Here is a 17,591-nt window from a genome sequence, read left to right on the forward strand (position 1 = left end):
GGCCGGGTACTTCGTCGACCACGCCCGGCCTACCCCAGATGCGCCTGGGCCCCCGAATTGTGCTTGTCGGTGCGCTCGAGCCGGCCTTCGGTCATGGACGCGATCTGGTCGACGATGACCCGCATGCGGGCGGCATCGTCGGACGCGGCGCTCCACCACGGCACGAAGATCGGGTCCAGGCCCCCGGGCGCCGCCTCGGCGAACCAGTTCGCGACCCGGTGGATGCGTTCCCGCTGACGACGCTGCGTCGCCTTGTGCCGCTCGTTGGAGAAGATGAAGCGCAGTGCCAGGGTCTTGAGCATCGACACCTCGGCGGCGATGAGTTCCGGCACCTCGAGGTCGGCGTCGTAGCGCGAGACCGGCCGGTCGCCGACCACCTCGCGGGTGCCGGTGATCGCGGCCGACGCGAAGCGGCCGATGAACTCACTGGTCAACCTCTTGAGTGCGACGTAGGAGTCGAGCGTGCCGTCGAAGACACCCACCGACCGCACGATGTCCATGCGGTGCAGGCGGGCGGCGGCGTCGACGAGGGCCTCGGGGTCGAGACCCGGGAATTCCTTGGCGCCGATGTCGGCGAGCGCGCGTTGGTCCTGCGGATCGCCGAGGGTCCGCAGGTCGATCCGGCCACCGATGACGCCGTCCTCGAGGTCGTGCACGGAGTACGCCACGTCGTCGGACCAGTCCATGATCTGGGCCTCGACGCACTGTCGGGTCCCGGGCGCCTCCCGACGAATCCACGCCAGCATGGCGGCATCGTCGTCGTAGGCGCCGAACTTACCTCCGGGTGTGCGTCGGGTCCACGGATACTTCAGGGTCGCGTCCAACGACGCGCGGGTGAGGTTGAGGCCGGCGCTGCGCCCGTCGGCATCGAGCAGCTTGGGTTCGAGCCGCGTCAAGATGCGCAGGTTCTGGGCGTTGCCCTCGAAACCACCGTGGTCCGCCGCCACCTCGTCGAGCGCGCGTTCGCCGTTGTGTCCGTAGGGCGGATGCCCGATGTCGTGGGCGAGTCCGGCGAGTTCGACGAGGTCGGGTTCGGCGCCGAGACCGATGGCGATCCCCCGGCCGATCTGCCCGACCTCGAGCGAATGCGTGAGCCGGGTACGGGGCGTGTCGCCCTCGCGCGGACCGACGACCTGCGTCTTGTCGGCCAGCCTGCGCAGGGCGGCCGAGTGCAGGACCCGCGCACGGTCCCGCGCGAAGTCGCTTCGATGGTCGGTCCGGGTGCCGGGCAGGCTCGCGACCTTGGCGCCCTCGGGCACGAACCGCTCGACGGCCTCGTCGCCATAGGTTGCCACCGTCGGGAGCACATGCCCGACCGTCTCGGGACCCTGTCGGGTGCTAGTCAAGCACCCAGCCCCGGGCGACGGCGAAGTCGGTGACCCGCTGCCTGATCGCCACGATCTGACGAGCCGTGAGGGCGCCGTCGGCGTCGAGGAGCAGCTCGGTGAGCTCTTCGGTGAACGCGGCGGCGTCCAGCGAGCCGCCCCCGCCGCGCGGACGACGACTGCCGCGGTCGTCGTGACGTCCGCGGTCGCCCCGGTCCCCACGATCACGGTCGCGGCCGTGGTGCTCGTCGCGGCGGTGCGCCCGTGCGCCGGCGGTGTCGTCGGCCGGCGCGGCCTCGGTCACCGCGACGTTGACGGCCTTGGAACCGCGGTCGGTCTCCTCGATGTCGAAGGACACCTTGGCACCCGGTTTCAACGAGTTCTCGTCGATGTCGATGTCGTTGATGTGGAGGAACACATCGGCGCCGCCCGATTCCGGCGCCAAGAACCCGAATCCTCGATTCGCGTCGTAATGAACGACTTTCCCGCTGACAGACACGACTCCACTCACTCTCTCGTCGCGCGCACGACGGACCCCATGCCCTACTCCACGCGACAACTCGTCATCGATTGTGACAGACATCCGCAGGTCAGGCGGAATCGTGAACACCCGGCCCGCGCGGCCGGGAGCAGGATCAGGCGCCGAGCAGCTTGCCGCCGAGATACTCGGCGACCTTGTCGAGCGCGACCCGCTCCTGGCTCATGGTGTCCCGTTCGCGCACCGTGACGGCCTGGTCGTCGAGGGTGTCGAAGTCGACCGTCACGCAGAACGGCGTGCCGATCTCGTCCTGCCGGCGGTACCGCTTGCCGATGCCCTGTGCGTCGTCGAACTCGACGTTCCAGTGCTTGCGGAGTTCGGCGGCGAGGTCGCGGGCCTTCGGCGAGAGCTTCTCGTTGCGCGAGAGCGGCAGCACGGCGACCTTGATCGGGGCCAGCCGGCGGTCGAGCCGCAGTACCGTCCGAGTGTCGGTGCCGCCCTTGGCGTTCGGCACCTCCTCCTCGGTGTAGGCGTCACACAGGAAGGCCATCAGCGAGCGGGTCAGGCCGGCCGCCGGCTCGATGACGAACGGGGTGTAGCGCTCACCCGACGCCTGGTCGAAGAACGACAGGTCCTCCCCCGAGTGCTTGCTGTGGGTGGACAGGTCGTAGTCGGTCCGGTTGGCGACACCCTCGAGCTCACCCCACGGGTTGCCGGTGAACCCGAACTTGTACTCCACGTCCACGGTCCGCTTGGAGTAGTGCGATAACTTCTCCTTCGGGTGGTCGTAGAGCCGCAGGTTCTCCGGGTCGATGCCCAGGTTGACGTACCAGTCGAAGCGCTGGTCGATCCAGTACTGGTGCCATTCCTCGTCCTCGCCCGGCTTGACGAAGAACTCCATCTCCATCTGCTCGAACTCACGGGTGCGGAAGATGAAGTTGCCCGGTGTGATCTCGTTGCGGAAGCTCTTGCCGATCTGCGCGATGCCGAACGGCGGCTTCTTGCGCGCGGTGGTCATCACGTTCTTGAAGTTCACGAAGATGCCCTGCGCGGTCTCGGGACGCAGGTAGTGCAGACCCTCTTCGTCGTCGACAGGCCCGAGGAACGTCTTCATCAGACCGCTGAACGCCTTGGGTTCGGTCCAGTTGCCGGGCTGCCCGGTCTCCGGGTCGTTGATGTCGGCCAGACCGTTGGCCGGCGGGTGCCCGTGCTTGGCCTCGTAGGCCTCGATGAGATGGTCGGCGCGGTAGCGCTTGTGGGTGTGCAGCGACTCGACGAGCGGGTCGGTGAACACCTCGACGTGGCCCGAGGCCTCCCACACCTGACGCGGCAGGATGACCGACGAGTCAAGGCCGACGACGTCCTCGCGGCTGATGACCATCGTGCGCCACCACTGCCGCTTGATGTTCTCCTTCAGTTCGACGCCGAGCGGGCCGTAGTCCCACGCCGATTTGGTACCGCCGTAGATCTCACCGCACTGGTACACCAGGCCCCGGCGCTTGGCGAGGTTGACGACGGATTCCACATTGGACTGGGCGGCCACGGTTAACTGCTCTCCACGGGTTGAGGTGTTCGGCTGGGACGGTCGTGCTGACGCTCGGTGCTCGACGTGCATCCACCAGATGCGGGCGGCAACCCGTACAGACTACCGAGCACGTGTGCCGTTTCCCGAAACCACCGGCAACGGTGCACCCGTCGGACCCACATGCACGGACGGAAACTGCCAGAGTGGCAGGGTGATCGTTCGCATACGACGACGCGTCGGCGTCCCCCCATCGGCCCGCGGGCGTCGGCCGGTCCTCGCCTCGGCCGGCCTCGCACTGACACTGGCACTGGCCGTGGGGTGTTCGTCCGAGCAGCCCGCCGAGCCCGAGCGACCCTCGTCGGCGCCGGTGTCGACGCCCTCTCCCGAACCGCCGATCGACGAGGTCACCCCGGCCGCGCTGGCCGACGCCGTCACCCTCGACAACGTGATGGCGCACGTTCGCGCACTGGCCCAGATCGCCGACAACAACGGCGGCAACCGCGCGGCCGGCACACCCGGGTACGACGACTCGCTGGACTACGTCGCCGGGCTCCTCCGCACGGCGGGCTTCGACGTGACGACGCCGCCCGTCGAGTACGAGCGCTTCGACGCCGGTCCGGTCAGCCTCACCGCCGACGGCCTGAAGGTCGCCACCCGCGTCGTCGAGTATTCGGCCGGAACCGGCGACACCCCGGTCACCGGGGCCCCGGTCGCCGTCAACGGCCTCGGATGCGCGAGCACCGACTTTCCGGCCACGACGCGTGGTGCGATCGCCGTCATCACCCGAGGAACCTGCACCTTCGCCGACAAGGCACGGAACGCGGAGTCGGCCGGCGCGGTCGGGGTCGTCATGGTCAACAACGAACCCGGCCCGCTCACCGGCGCCACCCTGGGGCCGGACGACCGCCCGGGGATCCCGGTCCTCGGCATCGCGGGCGACGACGCCGATCGGGTGCGGTCGGCGCGATCGGTCGCGCTTGCGGTCGAGGCGAAGACCACCGGCATCACCACGCGCAACTTGATCGCCGAGACCCGGACGGGCTCCGGCGACGACGTCGTCATGGCCGGCGCACACCTCGACAGCGTCGCCGAGGGACCCGGCATGAACGACAACGCCAGCGGCTCCGCGGCCGTGCTCGAGACGGCTCTGCGACTCGGGTCGTCGCCGCGGGTCCCGCACCGCGTGCGATTCGCGTTCTGGGGCGCGGAGGAGGACGGGCTCGTGGGCTCCACCGAGTACGTCCGGGGACTCGACCCGGCCGCGCGTACGGCGGTGGCCCTCTACCTGAACTTCGACATGCTCGCCTCACCCAACGGCGGGTACTTCACGTACGACGGCGACGACTCCGAGCGTCAGGGAGCCGGCCCCGGCCCGGACGGCTCCGGGGGCATCGAGCGGACCTTCGAGAAGTTCTACGCCGATCGCGGCATCCCCCTCGCCCCCGACGACTTCGACGGCCGTTCCGATTACGGCCCGTTCATCGCGGTGGGCATCCCCTCCGGCGGGGTGTTCACCGGCGCGGAAACAGAGAAGGACGAAGCGCAGGCGAAGATGTGGGGCGGCCGGGCCGGCAAACCCTTCGACCCCGACTATCACACCGCGCGCGACACCCTCGACAACCTGAACACCGACCTGCTGGGCGTCAACTCGGCTGCGGTCGCGTCCGCGGTCGCAACCTACGCGTTGTCGACCGCAGGTGCGGACGGGGTCCCGCCGCCGGCCGAGCGCCGACGTGCAGACGAGGGCTGACCAGCGGCGACACCGGTGGCATGGATTGAAAACCATTTCCGATAGAATGGCCGGATCAGTGGCGCGAGCCAGGCGAGAGGAGCGCGATGTCGACGCAACCGTTGGACGGGCCCGGACCGATCGAGACGGCCGATGCCGCGGCGCGGGAAGCCGCCGCCGACCTCCTGCGCGCCCTCGCCTCTCCCACTCGCGTCGCCATCGTCCTGTCCCTGCGGGAGCGGGTGCAGTGCGTCCACGAACTCGTCGGGCACCTGGGCCTGAGTCAGCCACTGGTCAGCCAGCACCTGCGCGTGCTCAAGGACGCCGGTGTGGTGCGGGGCCAGCGCAACGGTCGTGAGATCACCTACGAACTCCTCGACGACCACGTCGCGCACATCGTCGGCGATGCGCTGATCCACGCGAACGAGACCACCGACGGCCGCGCCGTGCCGTCCGATGCGTCCCGGGCGGTGAACGAATGAGTGGCGTCGCATCGGGCCCGCAGCCGGTCACCGGCATCCGGTCGACGCGCCAACGCGCTGCGATCGCCGACGCCCTGGCCGGCACCGAGGACTTCTGCTCCGCGCAGGAGCTGCACGAGATTCTCAAGGCCCGGGGCGAATCCATCGGCCTGACGACGGTGTACCGCAATCTGCAGGCGCTGAGCCAGGCCGGGCAGATCGATGTCCTGTGGGACGGTTCCGGTGAGACCCGATACCGCCACTGCTCGTCGGGACACCACCACCATCTCGTGTGCCGGGAGTGCGGCACCACCGTCGAGGTCCAGGCCGAACCGGTCGAACGCTGGGCCGCGAAGATCGCCGCCCAGCACGGCTTCACCGACATCAACCACACCGTCGAGGTCTTCGGGCGCTGTGGGGACTGCCGAACCGCCGAGAAGGACTGAGCTTTCAGCGCCCCCTGATCCGAAAGACCACACCCCACTGGTCCCTGATCCGAAAGAACCACACACCGCTGGTCTGTGGCGTGCGAGCGATGCCCCTCCCTCTGCTCCCTGAGGTGCGAGGAGCGCTAGCGACGAGCCACGAAGACATCCCAGGGGTGCAAGGTGTCAAGCGGCGAGGTTGGCGCGGTGGTTCCAGGCGGTGTGTTCGTTGTAGAGGGTGCGGTGTTTGAGGCAGCCGTGGAGGATGCCGATGAGCCGGTTGGCGAGCGCACGCAAGGCTTGGGGGTGGGACTTCTTCTGATCTCGCAGGCTGTCGTAGTAGACGCGGGCGCCGGGACTGCCGGTCAGCGCGCTTTGCGCCATCGCCATGGCGGCGGCGTTGAGGCGGGTGTTGCGGATATGGCGGGCCAGCACGACGTGCCCTTTGCCTGAGGCGATGGTCCGTGGTGAGGTGCCGGCATAGTTTCTGCGAGACTTGGCGGTGGCATAGCGTTCGGGGTCGTCCCCGAACTCGCCAAGCATCCGGGCGCCGGTGATGTCACCGACTCCGGGCATGGACAGGTAGATCTCGGCGTCCGGATGCGCTCTAAAAGACTGGGCCATACTGGTTTCCAGTTGATCAATTTGGGTGTTGAGCGTCGTCAGCATGTTCACCGTCACGGTCACGGTCGCCGCATACGCTGCGGTAAGTGCCTCCGGTGCGCTCAGATGACCGCCCCCACGCAGGGCCTGCTGGATCTCGCGGGCACGGGTATCGGTATTGCGTTGGCGGCCAACCTTTTTCAGAGCTGATCGAATCGCCGCGACCGTCAGTGCCGCTCCCTGTCGTGGGGTGGGAGCGCGACGCAACACCGCCAGGCAGTCTTTGTGGGCGAGGTCGCCGCCGAAGGCATCGACCGCGGCCGGATAGTAGGCGCCCAGTTGAGCGCGCAACACGTTCTGTTGTGCTGAGCGCGCCCACACCAGATTCTGATGCGTACGGGCCATCACCGTGATCGCCTTGACCTCGACGGTGTCGGCGGCGACCAATCGATGATTGTGCCGGTCGGTCCGCACCAGATCAGCCAGCGTTTTCGCGTCAGCCTTATCGGATTTGGTGCCCCCGACATGGTGGCGGTCGCGGTACCGCGACACCGACAACGGGTTGATCGCATACACCTGATAGCCCGCGGCGACCAGGGCGGCGACCCACATGCCGTGATCGGTTTCGATCCCCACCACCACCTCAGAGGGGTCGTGGGCGAACCGGGCGAGCAGGTCATGCATCGCCGTCACGCCGGCCGCGTTCTCGGGTAGTCGGCGGGTGGCCAGGGTGGTGCCGTGTTCATCCATCACGCACACGTCGTGATGATCCGACGCCCAGTCGTTGCCCACACAGATCATGTCGGTCGTTCACCTCGTCTTCGGTCGTCTCGATCGATCGTCGGTGTGAACCTTGGGGTGATCACCCTTGACGCGGCCTAATGGATCAGTGCTCACCCCACATGGTTCAGGGGGCACGACATCCCAGAAGCGTTCTAGCGGGTGATCCTTACCCGGCCGGGCCACGGTCTTCGTGTAGAAATCCGACACCGTTTCAGGGTCTCGGAGTGGTCACCGGCCGGGAAGGCTCACACAAACCAGCATCCCCTGCAGGACGCCGATCCACCCCCATTAGGGTCCTGGCGAGACACGTTGCGGCCCTTCGTGGCTCGCTTCGCGCGCACCTCAGGGAGCATAGGTCGCGCTCAACGCCTCAGTGAGCATTGGTCGTGCTCAACGCTTCTCAGTCCTCAGGGAGCGGGATCCGACATCGCCAGACTCAAGCAGAAGCCGGGCCCACCAGCCGTTCGGCGGCGTCGACACCGGCGGCGAGGACGATGTGCAGAACCGTCAGCAGCGGCACGTCGTCGAGCTGGCTCGCGGGAAACGTGTAGTACTGCAACACATCCGTGGTGACCCCCACACGATCGGAGCGTCGGAGGCTGCCGAAGCTGAGCTGGGCGGCGCACGCCTCGACGTCGTCCCGGAGCGTCGGCGTGTTGGGCAGGTCCATCGCGACCATCTGCGTCAGGGCCAGCACGTCGAGCCCGTCGGCCAGCGTGAGCACGCGGATGGAGGCACGCGTCGGACCGACCTGCACGACGAGGGAGTCGGCGTCGGGTCGGTCGACGGGACCGAGTTCGGCGACGATCTGCGCGGTCCGGTCGAGGAGCGCGGCGGCGTCGGTCACGACGGCTTCACCCCGCCGAATCGCCGGTCGCGCGATGCGTATTCGAGGCAGGCCGCCCACAGGTCACGCCGGTCGAAGTCCGGGAAGAGCTTCTCCTGGTAGACCATCTCGGCGTACGCCGACTGCCACAGCAGGAAGTTCGAGATCCGCTGCTCCCCCGACGGACGCAGGAACAGGTCGACGTCGGGCATGTCCGGCTCGTCCAGGTACCGCGCGAAGGTCGACTCCGAGATGCGCTCCGGGTCGATCTCGCCGCGCGCCGCGCGTCGCGCGATCTCCCGTGCGGCGTCGGCGATCTCGGCACGACCGCCGTAGTTGACGCACATCGTGAGCGTCATGACGGTGTTGTCGCGGGTCATCTCCTCGGCGATCTCGAGTTCCCGGATCACGCTGCGCCACAACCGGGGTCGGCGTCCGGCCCAGCGCACCCGGACGCCCATCTCGTGCATCTCATCGCGTCGACGGCGGATGACGTCGCGGTTGAAGCCCATGAGGAACTTCACCTCGTCGGGGCTGCGCGACCAGTTCTCGGTGGAGAACGCGTAGGCGGAGAGCCAGCCGACCCCCAATTCGATACAGCCGCAGACGGTGTCCATCAACACGGCCTCGCCGCGCTTGTGCCCCTCGGTGCGCGGGAACCCGCGGTCGGTGGCCCAGCGCCCGTTCCCGTCCATCACCAGCGCCACGTGCTTGGGCACGAACTCCGCGGGGATCGCCGGGGGCCGGGCACCGCTCGGATGCGGATCGGGGGGACGGACATCCGTCCGGAGGCTCGCGGCCTTGCGTCCCTTCGCCGAACTACCCGGCCGCAACGCCATCGTCGACCCTCCTCACGCCCGTGTCCACACCCGTCTCCATCAGCCTATGAGGGGCGGTGCGTTCGATCAGCGGCAGGGTTCGGAGCTGGCGTTCCAGATGCCACTGCAGATGCGCGGCGGTGAGTCCGCTGGCCTGTCGACGCAGCGACGGCGTGGCGTCGACGACCTCATCCCACCGACCGCGGAACAGGGCCTCCATGAGGTCGAGCACGCCGGGCGAGGGGGTCGCCGATCCGGGTGGCCGGCACGGCAGACAGACGGCGCCGCCGGCGGCGACGTGGAAAGCGCGGTGGGGGCCGGGTGTCGCGCACCGCGCGCACTCCTCGAGCGCCGGCATCCAGCCCGCGCTGTACATCGCGCGCAGCAGGTAGGCGTCGAGGATCAGTTCTCGCGGCCGGCGGTCGTCGGCCAGCGCGGCCAACGCCCCGACCGTCAGCCGGTGCAGCTGACGGGTGGGCGCTCGTTCCTCACCCGCGAGCCGCTCCGCGGTCTCGAGGACCGCGCAGGCCGTGGTGTAGCGCCCGTAGTCGGCGACGATGGCGTCGGCGAAGGCGTGCAGGCTGTGGACCTGGGTGACCACGTCGAGGCTGCGGCCGGGGTACAGATGTACGTCGATGTGAGCGAAGGGTTCGAGCCGGGCGCCGAACTTGGACCGCGTCCGCCGCACGCCCTTGGCGACCGCGCGCACGAGACCGTGCTCGGCGGTGAGCAGCGTGATGATGCGGTCGGCTTCGCCCAGCTTGTGCTGGCGCAGCACGACGGCCTCATCCCGGTAGAACCTCACCGGGACATTCTCCCACCGGGTACCGACACGACGTGCCCCGACATGCCCGCCGGCCTACCCCGGATCGATGTCGAACGAGGTCAGCGGCCGCAGCAGCGAGCGCTTCTTCTCGACATGACCACCCATCCGGTCGAGGATCGACGTCAGCGCCTCGATGGCCTCGACGATATAAGGCCCCTTGTTCAGCATCACGCCCTCCGCGCGCCGGCTCATCGCGGCGTCGGTGACCTCGGCCCGGGACGGCACGCCCTTCTTGGCCAGTCCGTCGAGCACCTGTGTCGCCCAGATGACGGGGACATGCGCGGCCTCGCACAGCCAGAGGATCTCCTCCTGCACTTCGGCGAGCCGGCCGAACCCGACCTCGACGGCCAGGTCGCCGCGAGCGATCATGACCCCGACCGCGTCCCAGCGCATCGCCTCGAGCAGCATCTGCGGGAGCGACCCGAAGGCCGCCCTGGTCTCGATCTTCAGCACGATGCCCACATCGGACGCACCGCGACGGTTCAGTTCGTCGATGAGGTCGGCCACATCCTCCGGGGAACGGACGAACGAGCAGTTCACCATGTCGGCATGTACCGCGACGAACTCGAGGTCATCGCGGTCCGACGCGGTGAGCGCCGGGATGTGCAGCGTCGTGTCCGGAAGGTTGATGCCCTTCTCGGCGCGGAGTTTCGTCCCACCCGGCGCGGCACGCTCGACGTCGACCACGATCTCGTCGTCGAGCTTCTCCCGCACTCGCCCGGCGATCTTGCCGTCGTCGAACAACACCCGATGGCCCGCCTCGACGTCGTCGAAGGCGTCCCCGAGCTCGCATCCGATCCGATGCGGCCCGGTCCGGGTCGCCGGTGTCGGCGTGAGGTCGCGCTGCAACCGGATCTCGTCACCGGTGCGCACGAGCAGATGCTGACGCTTCTCGGGCAGATCGTCGACGACGATCGGAGCGGCGTCGGCAGAGCCCGACAACCCGATCGGCGTACCCGTCTCGTAGTAGACGGTGCGATCGCATTCGACGTCGATCCCCGCCTCGGACACCGCGACCACCTCGAGTCGCCGTCGGCGACCACGAGCGTCCCGTAGGCGCAACCGGTCTCCCTGCACGACGTCGGCGAGTGCGCGTACCGGGATGACCGCGTCGATGCCGTCGGGCAGGCGTGCGCCGGGATCGAACGGTGCGGCACTGAGCCGCACCCGCGACCGCCGTTCGACGGTGCCATCGTCGGCGCGGACCGGTTTGACCTTGATCACCTTCGGTCCCGATTCGAGCGGGCCGGTGCGCAACTTCGGACCGGCGAGATCCATCGCCACCCGCACCCGGCCGGGTAGAGCACGCACCGACTCGATCATCCGCGCCCACTCGGCCGGGCCGTCGTGTGCGCAGTTCACCCGCGCGACGTCCATTCCGGCGGCACCCATGGCGCGGACGAGGTCGGGGTCGTCGGCGGCCTGGGTCGGCATCGTGACCATCACACGGGTGGCCCGCTCGCCGTGCTCGTCACCGGGTCCGTCGACGATGGCGTCATCGCCGCCACCGGGATGCACGCGCCCGAGGAGCCGGTCGCGATTACGCGTCAGGGTCCGCACCCCGCCCGCGAGGTCACCCCAGATCGGATGCCGGGTGCGCCCCTCGACCAGGGCGTCCAGCGTCTCGATGACCGTCTCGATCCACGAATAGACGATCGACTCCATCCGGCCGAGACTCGACAGTCCGTGCGCGGACATCGACTCCTGCAGCGGACGCAGATCGCGGCGTCGCACCGCGACGTAGTGCACGAGGTTGCGGGCGCTGTCCCGGTGCTGGTCGGCGACCGCAGCGATGAGCGAGGCGGCCTGCTCCTCGGCGCGATCGAGGTCGTCCCGCAGTTCGTGCAGGGCCGAGGACAATTCGGGGATCGACATGACGACGGGTTTACCCATCCGGCCACCGTGTCAGACCCAGGTGAACGGTCGGGGCGAGGCGGCGCCGCCCGTGTCAGCCGGCGTTGACGATCTTGTCCAGCTTCGGCGACAGCGTCATCCCACCCGGGTATCGGTGCCAGCCCTTGCGGTCGTAGAACTTGGTGCCGAGCAGACCGAGGAGCACGCCGACGAGCAAGCCGATGAAGCACTGGATGATCGATCGGCCCAACCCCGCCGACAGGTCGGCGTCGAAGTACAGGACAGCACGCACGCCGAGGTAGATCACGTGCATCGGCTCGATCGCGGCGATCCACTCGAAGAGGCGCGGACTCGCCTCCAGCGGTAGCGTCCCGCCCGACGACGGCAGGCCGAACACCACGAAGAAGAGCAGATTGAACAGCAGACCGGGGTTGCCGAACACCGCCATCATCGCGCTCGCGCTCACGCCGACGGCGAAGATGCCGAGGACCGAGAGCATCCAGAGCACGAAGCCGTTCGGGATCGACGTCCCGACCATCGCGCCGACGGCGATGAACAGGGTCGAGAGCACCACTGCGACCAGGAACATGATCGTCCACTTCGCCGCGAGCGTCGCCCACCGGCTGATCGCGAGCCGCTCGCGCAGCTGATAGAACGGCCCGTACTCGATGGGGGTCTGGCCGAGCATGCCGTCGACCACGATGCTGACCATCATCGCCCCGGTGAAGCCGGCGAGGACGAGCAGCAGGGTCAGATAGAACGCTGACAATCCGTTGCCCGCACCCTCGGGAAGCGGGGTCGGCTCGGACACCTCGACGGCCACCGGGGTCGCGAGCGCGACCTGCGCCGCGCCGGTGAAGGTGATGTCGTTGCGCTCGAGCTGGGTACGGACCTGTTCGGTCAGCTGCGCGCCCACCTGCTCGTTGACCCGTTCACGGACCTGATCGGCGAGGGTGGTGGTGATCGACGACGCGAACGCCCCGGAGCCCCGGTTGATGAAGATGTCGATGGTCGGTTTCGCCGGTTCGGCGGTGAGGACCGTCGACCGGCCCAGTGCGACCGCCCGATTCGTGAAATTGGACCCGACGACGATGACGCCGTACACCTTGCCGCTGTTGAGTTCGGACAGCGCGGTCGAGCGGTCGGTGCGGGTCACGACGATCCCATTCTGCGCCGCCGAGGAGATGATGCCCTCGGCGACCTGGTCGCCGAAGTTCTGCGGCGTGGACTGTCCGTCTGCGTTCTGCACCTCACCACCCGCGTCCTCCTGCACCAGGGCGACGGGGAAGTCGTGAAGGTGACGCTGCGGGTCGACGACCGCCGCCATGTACAGCGCGGCCATCAGCGAGAACATCACCGCGACGAGAGCCAACGGTGCCAGCCAGAAACGCGGCGATCCGAGGACGCCGGCGATGGTGCGACCGGTCGGCTGGTCGGTGTCGGGCGCCTCATGCGCTCCGCGGCCGGAATCGTCCCCCGGCTGTTGTGGCGATTCGTGCGTTCCCATCGGCGTACCTCCCCGCAGGCTGCCCCTGCCGGCGCCGGGCCGTCAGGAACACGCTGCTAGAAACCCAATCGACGCAACTGCTTGGGGTCGCGTTGCCAGTCCTTGGCGACCTTCACGTGCAGATCCAGGTACACCTTGGTGCCCAGCAGCCGCTCGATCTGTGCGCGGGCAACTGTACCGACCTCCTTCAGACGCGCGCCCTTGCGGCCGATGATGATGCCCTTCTGGCTGTCGCGTTCGACGAACAGCACGGCGTGGACGTCGACCATCGGCGGTAGGTCGGGGTCGCGGTCCTCACGATCGATGACCTCTTCGATGACGACGGCCAGCGAGTGCGGCAGCTCGTCGTGCACCCCCTCGAGCGCGGCCTCGCGGATGAACTCCGCCATCAGCACCTGTTCGGGTTCGTCGGTGAGTTCGCCGTCCGGGTAGAACGCGGGGCCTTCCTCCATGAGGCTCACGAGCACGTCGGACAGCACGTCGAGCTGCTTGCCCGACTTCGCCGACACCGGAACCACTTCCGAGTCCGGCCCGAGTACCTCCGACAGCGCGAGCAGCTGTTTGGCCACCTGCTCCGGCCCGACCCGGTCGATCTTGGTGACCACCCCGACGATCGTCGTGCGCGGCGCCATCTCGCGGACCTGCGAGATGATCCACCGGTCACCCGGACCGATGGCCTCGTCGGCCGGTATGCAGACTCCGATCACGTCGACCTCGGAGTAGGTGTCGCGGACGAGGTCGTTCAGGCGCTGACCCAGCAGGGTGCGCGGTCGGTGCAGGCCCGGGGTGTCGACGAGGATCAGCTGGGCGTCGGGCCGGTTGACGATCCCGCGGATGGTGTGGCGGGTGGTCTGCGGACGATTCGAGGTGATCGCGATCTTCTCGCCGACCAGGGCGTTGGTGAGCGTGGATTTGCCGGTGTTGGGCCTGCCCACGAAACAGACGAAGCCCGAACGGAACTCAGGCATCCGCGCGCCCCAGCCGCTGCTGAGGACGACCCGCGGTGTCGGTGAGGACCGCATAGGCCTCCGGGCTCAGCTCGTGCAGGGTGTCCAGGCCCGGGTCGCCGGCGTCACCGTTGACGACGACCGCCGCCTCGAAGGAGCGGGCGCCGCTCGAGATCGCCGACGCCACCGCGACCTGGAGTCCGGTGAGGGTCAGCGAGCGGGTCCGCACGTCGGCCCCGGCGTAGGTGCGACCGTCGCCGTCCCGGACCGCCGCGCCCGAGGGCGACTCGGCGCGCGCCAGCGCACCTCGGGCGAGCACCACGAGCTTGCGATCCTCGTCGGAGAGGGTCTCGGTCACTGGTTCATCCTTGCTCTCGACTCGCCTGCGCGCTCCTGGCCGGCGGTGTCCGTGTCCTGGTCGTCGTGGGCGTTGCCCGTGGTGCGCTCGGCACGTCCCTGCGATCGACTCGACTGCCCGCCGTGCTCGTCGCGTCGGGAATCCTCGTCCACGTCGGGGACCCGGGTGACCAGCACCGTGATGATGCGTTGGCGCCCTTGGCGATTGGGCCCACCCTCGGCCACCAGCTGCAGCCCGTGCGACTCCACCCGGGCGCCGGGCAGTGGCACCCGCCCCAGTTCCAGACCGACGAGTCCGCCGACCGTCTCGACCTCTTCCTCGGCGATCTCGACGCCGAACAGCTCGCCGAGATCCTCCACCGGCAGTCGTGCCGACACCCGGTACGACCCGTCGCCCAGGTCTTCGACCGGTGCGAGCTCGTCGATGTCGTACTCGTCGGTGATCTCGCCGACGATCTCCTCCAGCACGTCCTCGATGGTCACCAGCCCGGCGATGCCGCCGTACTCGTCGACGAGCATCGCCATGTGGTTGCGCTCTCGCTGCATGTCGGCGAGGACCCGGTCCAGTGGCTTGGAGTCGGGGATGAACTCGGCCTCGCGCATCACGTCGACCACGCGGAGGGTCGTGGGATCGATCCGCTGGGCGACCGTGCGCGCCACCAGATCCTTGAGGTACACGATGCCCAGGACGTCGTCGGTGTTCTCCCCGATCACCGGGATCCGCGAATGTCCGGACCGCGTCGCGAGACTCGTGGCCTGCAGCGCGGTCTTGTCGGCCTCGATCCACACCATCTCCGGGCGCGGGACCATCACCTCGCGGGCACTGGTGTCGCCGAGGTCGAAGACCGACTGGATCATCCGGCGCTCGTCGGCCGCGACGACGCCCGAGGCCTCGGCGAGGTCGACGACCTCGCGCAACTCGACCTCGGTGGCGAACGGACCGTTGCGGAACCCGCGACCCGGGGTGAGGGCGTTGCCGATCAGGATCAACAGCCGGGTCAGCGGTTTGAGCAGCACGCCGAGCGCGAACAACAGGTACGACGACGACAGCGCGATCGTGTACGCGTGCTGCCGGCCGAGGGTGCGGGGGCCGACGCCGACGGCGACGTACGAGACGACCGTCATGGCGGCGATGGCCACCGCCAGTCCCCCGCCGACGCCGATCAGCTGCGTCGCGGCGACCGCGACGAGCGCGACCGCCGCGGCCTCGCACACGACTCGGAGCAGCACCACGAGGCCGACATAGGTCGCACGCGCCTCGAGGATGCCCGCCAGGCGGCGCGCACCGGCCCGCCCTTCCCGGACCATGTCGTCGACCCGGGCGTTCGACACCGTCGACACCGCGGTGTCGACGGCCGCGAAGACGCCGCCCACCACGATCAACACAACTGCCGCCACGATGAACCAGTAGTCGGAGGTCACCCTCGGTCCTCCTCGGACCGCGACTGCTCGGGCACCGACTGGGCACCGGGGGTCGGTGAATCTCCCTCGGCTCCGGTGAACCCGATGTTGGACAGCAGCCGGGAATCGCGGTCGGTCTGTCGTTGCTCCTGGGCGCGACGGTGACGGTCGGCGTAGAACGCGTCGAGGATGCGGTTCTGCAGTCCGAACATCTCGCGCTCCTCCTCCGGCTCGGCATGGTCGTAGCCGAGGAGGTGGAGCACTCCGTGGATGGTCAGCATGGCGAGCTCGTGCTCGAAGGACCGCTTGGCCTCGCGCGCCTGTTTCCGGGCGAAGTCCGGGCACAGCACGATGTCCCCGAGAATCGCCGGGCCCGGGTCGGTCGCATCCGGCCGGCCGCCGGGCACCAGTTCGTCCATCGGGAAACTCATGACATCGGTCGGGCCCGGCAGGTCCATCCACTGGACGTGCATGTCGGCCATGGTGTCCTCGTCGACACACAGCACCGACAGCAATGCGGCCGGGTTCACGTCCATCGCGGTGACCGCGAAACGCGCGGCGTCGATGATCAACTCGGCCGGGACCTCGACCCCGGATTCGTTGGCCAGTTCGATGCTCATGAGCGACGACCCTGCGCCGCCGCCCGGCGTGCGGCGCGATTGCCGCCGATGGCCGTGTTGGGCAGACCCCGCTGTGCCTCCTCGGCCCGCCCGTAGGCGTCGACGATGTCGGCGACCAGGCGGTGCCGGACCACGTCCTGGCTGGTGAGGCGGGCGAAGTGGATGTCGTCGATGCCCTCGAGGATCTCCGACGCGGCGAGGAGACCGCTGCGGGCGCCGCCGGGCAGGTCCACCTGGGTGACGTCACCGGTCACGACGACCTTGGAACCGAAACCGAGGCGCGTGAGGAACATCTTCATCTGCTCGCTCGTGGTGTTCTGCGCCTCGTCGAGGATGATGAACGCGTCGTTCAGGGTGCGGCCGCGCATATAGGCCAGCGGCGCGACCTCGATGACCCCGGCCGCCATCAGCTTCGGGATCGCGTCGGGGTCCATCATGTCGTGCAGCGCGTCGTACAGCGGGCGCAGGTACGGGTCGATCTTCTCGCTCAGCGTGCCCGGCAGGAAGCCGAGACGTTCGCCGGCCTCGACCGCCGGCCGCGTCAGGATGATGCGGTTGACCGACTTCGACTGCAGCGCCTGCACGGCCTTGGCCATCGCCAGATAGGTCTTGCCGGTGCCGGCCGGGCCCAGACCGAACACGATGGTGTGCTCGTCGATCGCGTCGACATAGTGCTTCTGGTTGAGTGTCTTGGGCCGAATCGTCTTGCCGCGGCGCGACAGGATGTCCAGTGACAGCACATCGGCGGGCGATTCCTCGGTGCCATCGGACAGCATCGAGACGCTGTGCCGGACGAGATCTGGTGTCAGCGGGGTTCCGCGCCCGACGAGGTCGACGAGTTCGGCGATGACGCGCTCGGACGCGGCTACCTCGGCGGGTTCACCGGTCAATGTCACCTGGTTGCCGCGGACGTGGATGTCGGCGGGCAGGAGCTGCTCGAGGGTACGCAGGTTGACGTCACTCGCGCCGAGCAGCCCGAACACGACTCCGGGAGAGACTTCGACAGTGGATGTGACCCCAGACCGGCGCGGCTGCGTACGGCTGGATTGCCCGCTCTGGTCGGGGTTGTCGTCACTCACGTATGAAATCACTCCTGGTGTTCTGGT

General features: G+C 68.6%; 17 protein-coding genes. 3 read left to right on the forward strand and 14 right to left on the reverse strand.

The window, feature by feature from the left end; genetic code table 11:
* Positions 1-29: 29 nt before the first annotated feature.
* The 3 genes from LEL84_RS06625 to LEL84_RS06635 all read right to left on the reverse strand — a co-directional run bounded on the left by LEL84_RS06625 (position 30) and on the right by LEL84_RS06635 (position 3,346).
* Positions 30-1,346 carry a deoxyguanosinetriphosphate triphosphohydrolase gene (locus tag LEL84_RS06625; RefSeq protein WP_226513635.1) on the reverse strand — a complete coding sequence of 439 codons (1,317 nt, stop codon included), beginning with the start codon at positions 1,344-1,346 and terminating at the stop codon, positions 30-32.
* Positions 1,339-1,824, reverse strand: a complete 486-nt coding sequence (locus LEL84_RS06630; RefSeq protein ID WP_058252071.1) for a cold-shock protein — start codon at positions 1,822-1,824, stop codon at positions 1,339-1,341. Before LEL84_RS06630 ends, LEL84_RS06625 begins: the two co-directional genes overlap by 8 nt.
* Before the next feature lie 136 nt (positions 1,825-1,960).
* Positions 1,961-3,346, reverse strand: coding sequence for a glycine--tRNA ligase (locus tag LEL84_RS06635; protein ID WP_004023004.1), 1,386 nt, complete (start codon positions 3,344-3,346; stop codon positions 1,961-1,963).
* Between the two features lie 193 nt (positions 3,347-3,539).
* Between LEL84_RS06635 and LEL84_RS06640 the strand changes: the two genes are divergently transcribed.
* The 3 genes from LEL84_RS06640 to LEL84_RS06650 all read left to right on the forward strand — a co-directional run bounded on the left by LEL84_RS06640 (position 3,540) and on the right by LEL84_RS06650 (position 5,964).
* Entirely contained in the window at positions 3,540-5,078 is a 1,539-nt protein-coding gene (locus LEL84_RS06640) for a M28 family metallopeptidase (protein ID WP_226513636.1), read from the forward strand.
* A gap of 86 nt (positions 5,079-5,164) precedes the next feature.
* The gene (locus tag LEL84_RS06645; RefSeq protein WP_226513637.1) at positions 5,165-5,539 is read left to right on the forward strand and encodes an ArsR/SmtB family transcription factor; all 375 of its coding nucleotides are present in this window, start codon (positions 5,165-5,167) and stop codon (positions 5,537-5,539) included.
* Positions 5,536-5,964 carry a Fur family transcriptional regulator gene (locus LEL84_RS06650; protein WP_058252074.1) on the forward strand — a complete coding sequence of 143 codons (429 nt, stop codon included), beginning with the start codon at positions 5,536-5,538 and terminating at the stop codon, positions 5,962-5,964. The genes LEL84_RS06645 and LEL84_RS06650 overlap by 4 nt, the downstream gene beginning before the upstream one ends.
* 165 nt (positions 5,965-6,129) lie before the next feature.
* Here LEL84_RS06650 and LEL84_RS06655 read toward each other — a convergent pair whose 3' ends face one another.
* From LEL84_RS06655 to LEL84_RS06705, 11 genes are all read right to left on the reverse strand, one after another.
* A complete protein-coding gene (locus LEL84_RS06655; protein ID WP_226513638.1) occupies positions 6,130-7,347 on the reverse strand; it encodes an IS110 family transposase in 1,218 nt (405 codons plus the stop codon).
* Positions 7,348-7,765: 418 nt separating this feature from the next.
* A complete protein-coding gene (locus tag LEL84_RS06660) occupies positions 7,766-8,176 on the reverse strand; it encodes a hypothetical protein (protein ID WP_226513639.1) in 411 nt (136 codons plus the stop codon).
* Positions 8,173-8,994, reverse strand: coding sequence for an isoprenyl transferase (locus LEL84_RS06665; protein WP_137810278.1), 822 nt, complete (start codon positions 8,992-8,994; stop codon positions 8,173-8,175). Before LEL84_RS06665 ends, LEL84_RS06660 begins: the two co-directional genes overlap by 4 nt.
* Positions 8,975-9,778, reverse strand: coding sequence for a DNA repair protein RecO (gene recO / locus LEL84_RS06670; RefSeq protein WP_055475472.1), 804 nt, complete (start codon positions 9,776-9,778; stop codon positions 8,975-8,977). The genes LEL84_RS06665 and recO overlap by 20 nt, the downstream gene beginning before the upstream one ends.
* A gap of 54 nt (positions 9,779-9,832) precedes the next feature.
* A complete protein-coding gene (locus LEL84_RS06675; RefSeq protein ID WP_226513640.1) occupies positions 9,833-11,692 on the reverse strand; it encodes a pyruvate kinase in 1,860 nt (619 codons plus the stop codon).
* 55 nt (positions 11,693-11,747) lie between these two features.
* Positions 11,748-13,160, reverse strand: coding sequence for a YhgE/Pip domain-containing protein (locus tag LEL84_RS06680; protein WP_055475473.1), 1,413 nt, complete (start codon positions 13,158-13,160; stop codon positions 11,748-11,750).
* 56 nt (positions 13,161-13,216) lie between these two features.
* Positions 13,217-14,128 carry a GTPase Era gene (gene era / locus LEL84_RS06685; protein WP_165629857.1) on the reverse strand — a complete coding sequence of 304 codons (912 nt, stop codon included), beginning with the start codon at positions 14,126-14,128 and terminating at the stop codon, positions 13,217-13,219.
* Positions 14,121-14,465: a hypothetical protein gene (locus LEL84_RS06690; RefSeq protein WP_078112894.1), complete on the reverse strand. Its 345-nt coding sequence runs from the start codon at positions 14,463-14,465 to the stop codon at positions 14,121-14,123. Before LEL84_RS06690 ends, era begins: the two co-directional genes overlap by 8 nt.
* On the reverse strand, positions 14,462-15,886 hold the full coding sequence (locus LEL84_RS06695; RefSeq protein ID WP_165629856.1) for a hemolysin family protein: 1,425 nt from the start codon (positions 15,884-15,886) through the stop codon (positions 14,462-14,464). Before LEL84_RS06695 ends, LEL84_RS06690 begins: the two co-directional genes overlap by 4 nt.
* Positions 15,883-16,485 (reverse strand): rRNA maturation RNase YbeY, encoded by a 603-nt coding sequence (ybeY, locus tag LEL84_RS06700; protein ID WP_055475477.1) that lies wholly within the window; start codon positions 16,483-16,485, stop codon positions 15,883-15,885. The genes LEL84_RS06695 and ybeY overlap by 4 nt, the downstream gene beginning before the upstream one ends.
* Positions 16,482-17,564 (reverse strand): PhoH family protein, encoded by a 1,083-nt coding sequence (locus tag LEL84_RS06705; protein ID WP_055475523.1) that lies wholly within the window; start codon positions 17,562-17,564, stop codon positions 16,482-16,484. The genes ybeY and LEL84_RS06705 overlap by 4 nt, the downstream gene beginning before the upstream one ends.
* Positions 17,565-17,591: the final 27 nt, after the last annotated feature.

It is taken from the genome of Gordonia sp. WA4-43 (assembly GCF_020520305.1).
Classification (GTDB): domain Bacteria; phylum Actinomycetota; class Actinomycetes; order Mycobacteriales; family Mycobacteriaceae; genus Gordonia; species Gordonia hongkongensis.

What these genes read in the sequence shown, in the direction of transcription:
- ybeY (WP_055475477.1), bottom strand. Translation starts at nt 16,485, where the DNA reads ATGAGCATCGAACTGGCCAACGAATCCGGGGTCGAGGTCCCGGCCGAG.
- LEL84_RS06650 (WP_058252074.1), top strand. Translation starts at nt 5,536, where the DNA reads ATGAGTGGCGTCGCATCGGGCCCGCAGCCGGTCACCGGCATCCGGTCG.
- LEL84_RS06645 (WP_226513637.1), top strand. Translation starts at nt 5,165, where the DNA reads ATGTCGACGCAACCGTTGGACGGGCCCGGACCGATCGAGACGGCCGAT.
- LEL84_RS06665 (WP_137810278.1), bottom strand. Translation starts at nt 8,994, where the DNA reads ATGGCGTTGCGGCCGGGTAGTTCGGCGAAGGGACGCAAGGCCGCGAGC.
- era (WP_165629857.1), bottom strand. Translation starts at nt 14,128, where the DNA reads ATGCCTGAGTTCCGTTCGGGCTTCGTCTGTTTCGTGGGCAGGCCCAAC.
- LEL84_RS06675 (WP_226513640.1), bottom strand. Translation starts at nt 11,692, where the DNA reads ATGGGTAAACCCGTCGTCATGTCGATCCCCGAATTGTCCTCGGCCCTG.
- LEL84_RS06680 (WP_055475473.1), bottom strand. Translation starts at nt 13,160, where the DNA reads ATGGGAACGCACGAATCGCCACAACAGCCGGGGGACGATTCCGGCCGC.
- LEL84_RS06655 (WP_226513638.1), bottom strand. Translation starts at nt 7,347, where the DNA reads ATGATCTGTGTGGGCAACGACTGGGCGTCGGATCATCACGACGTGTGC.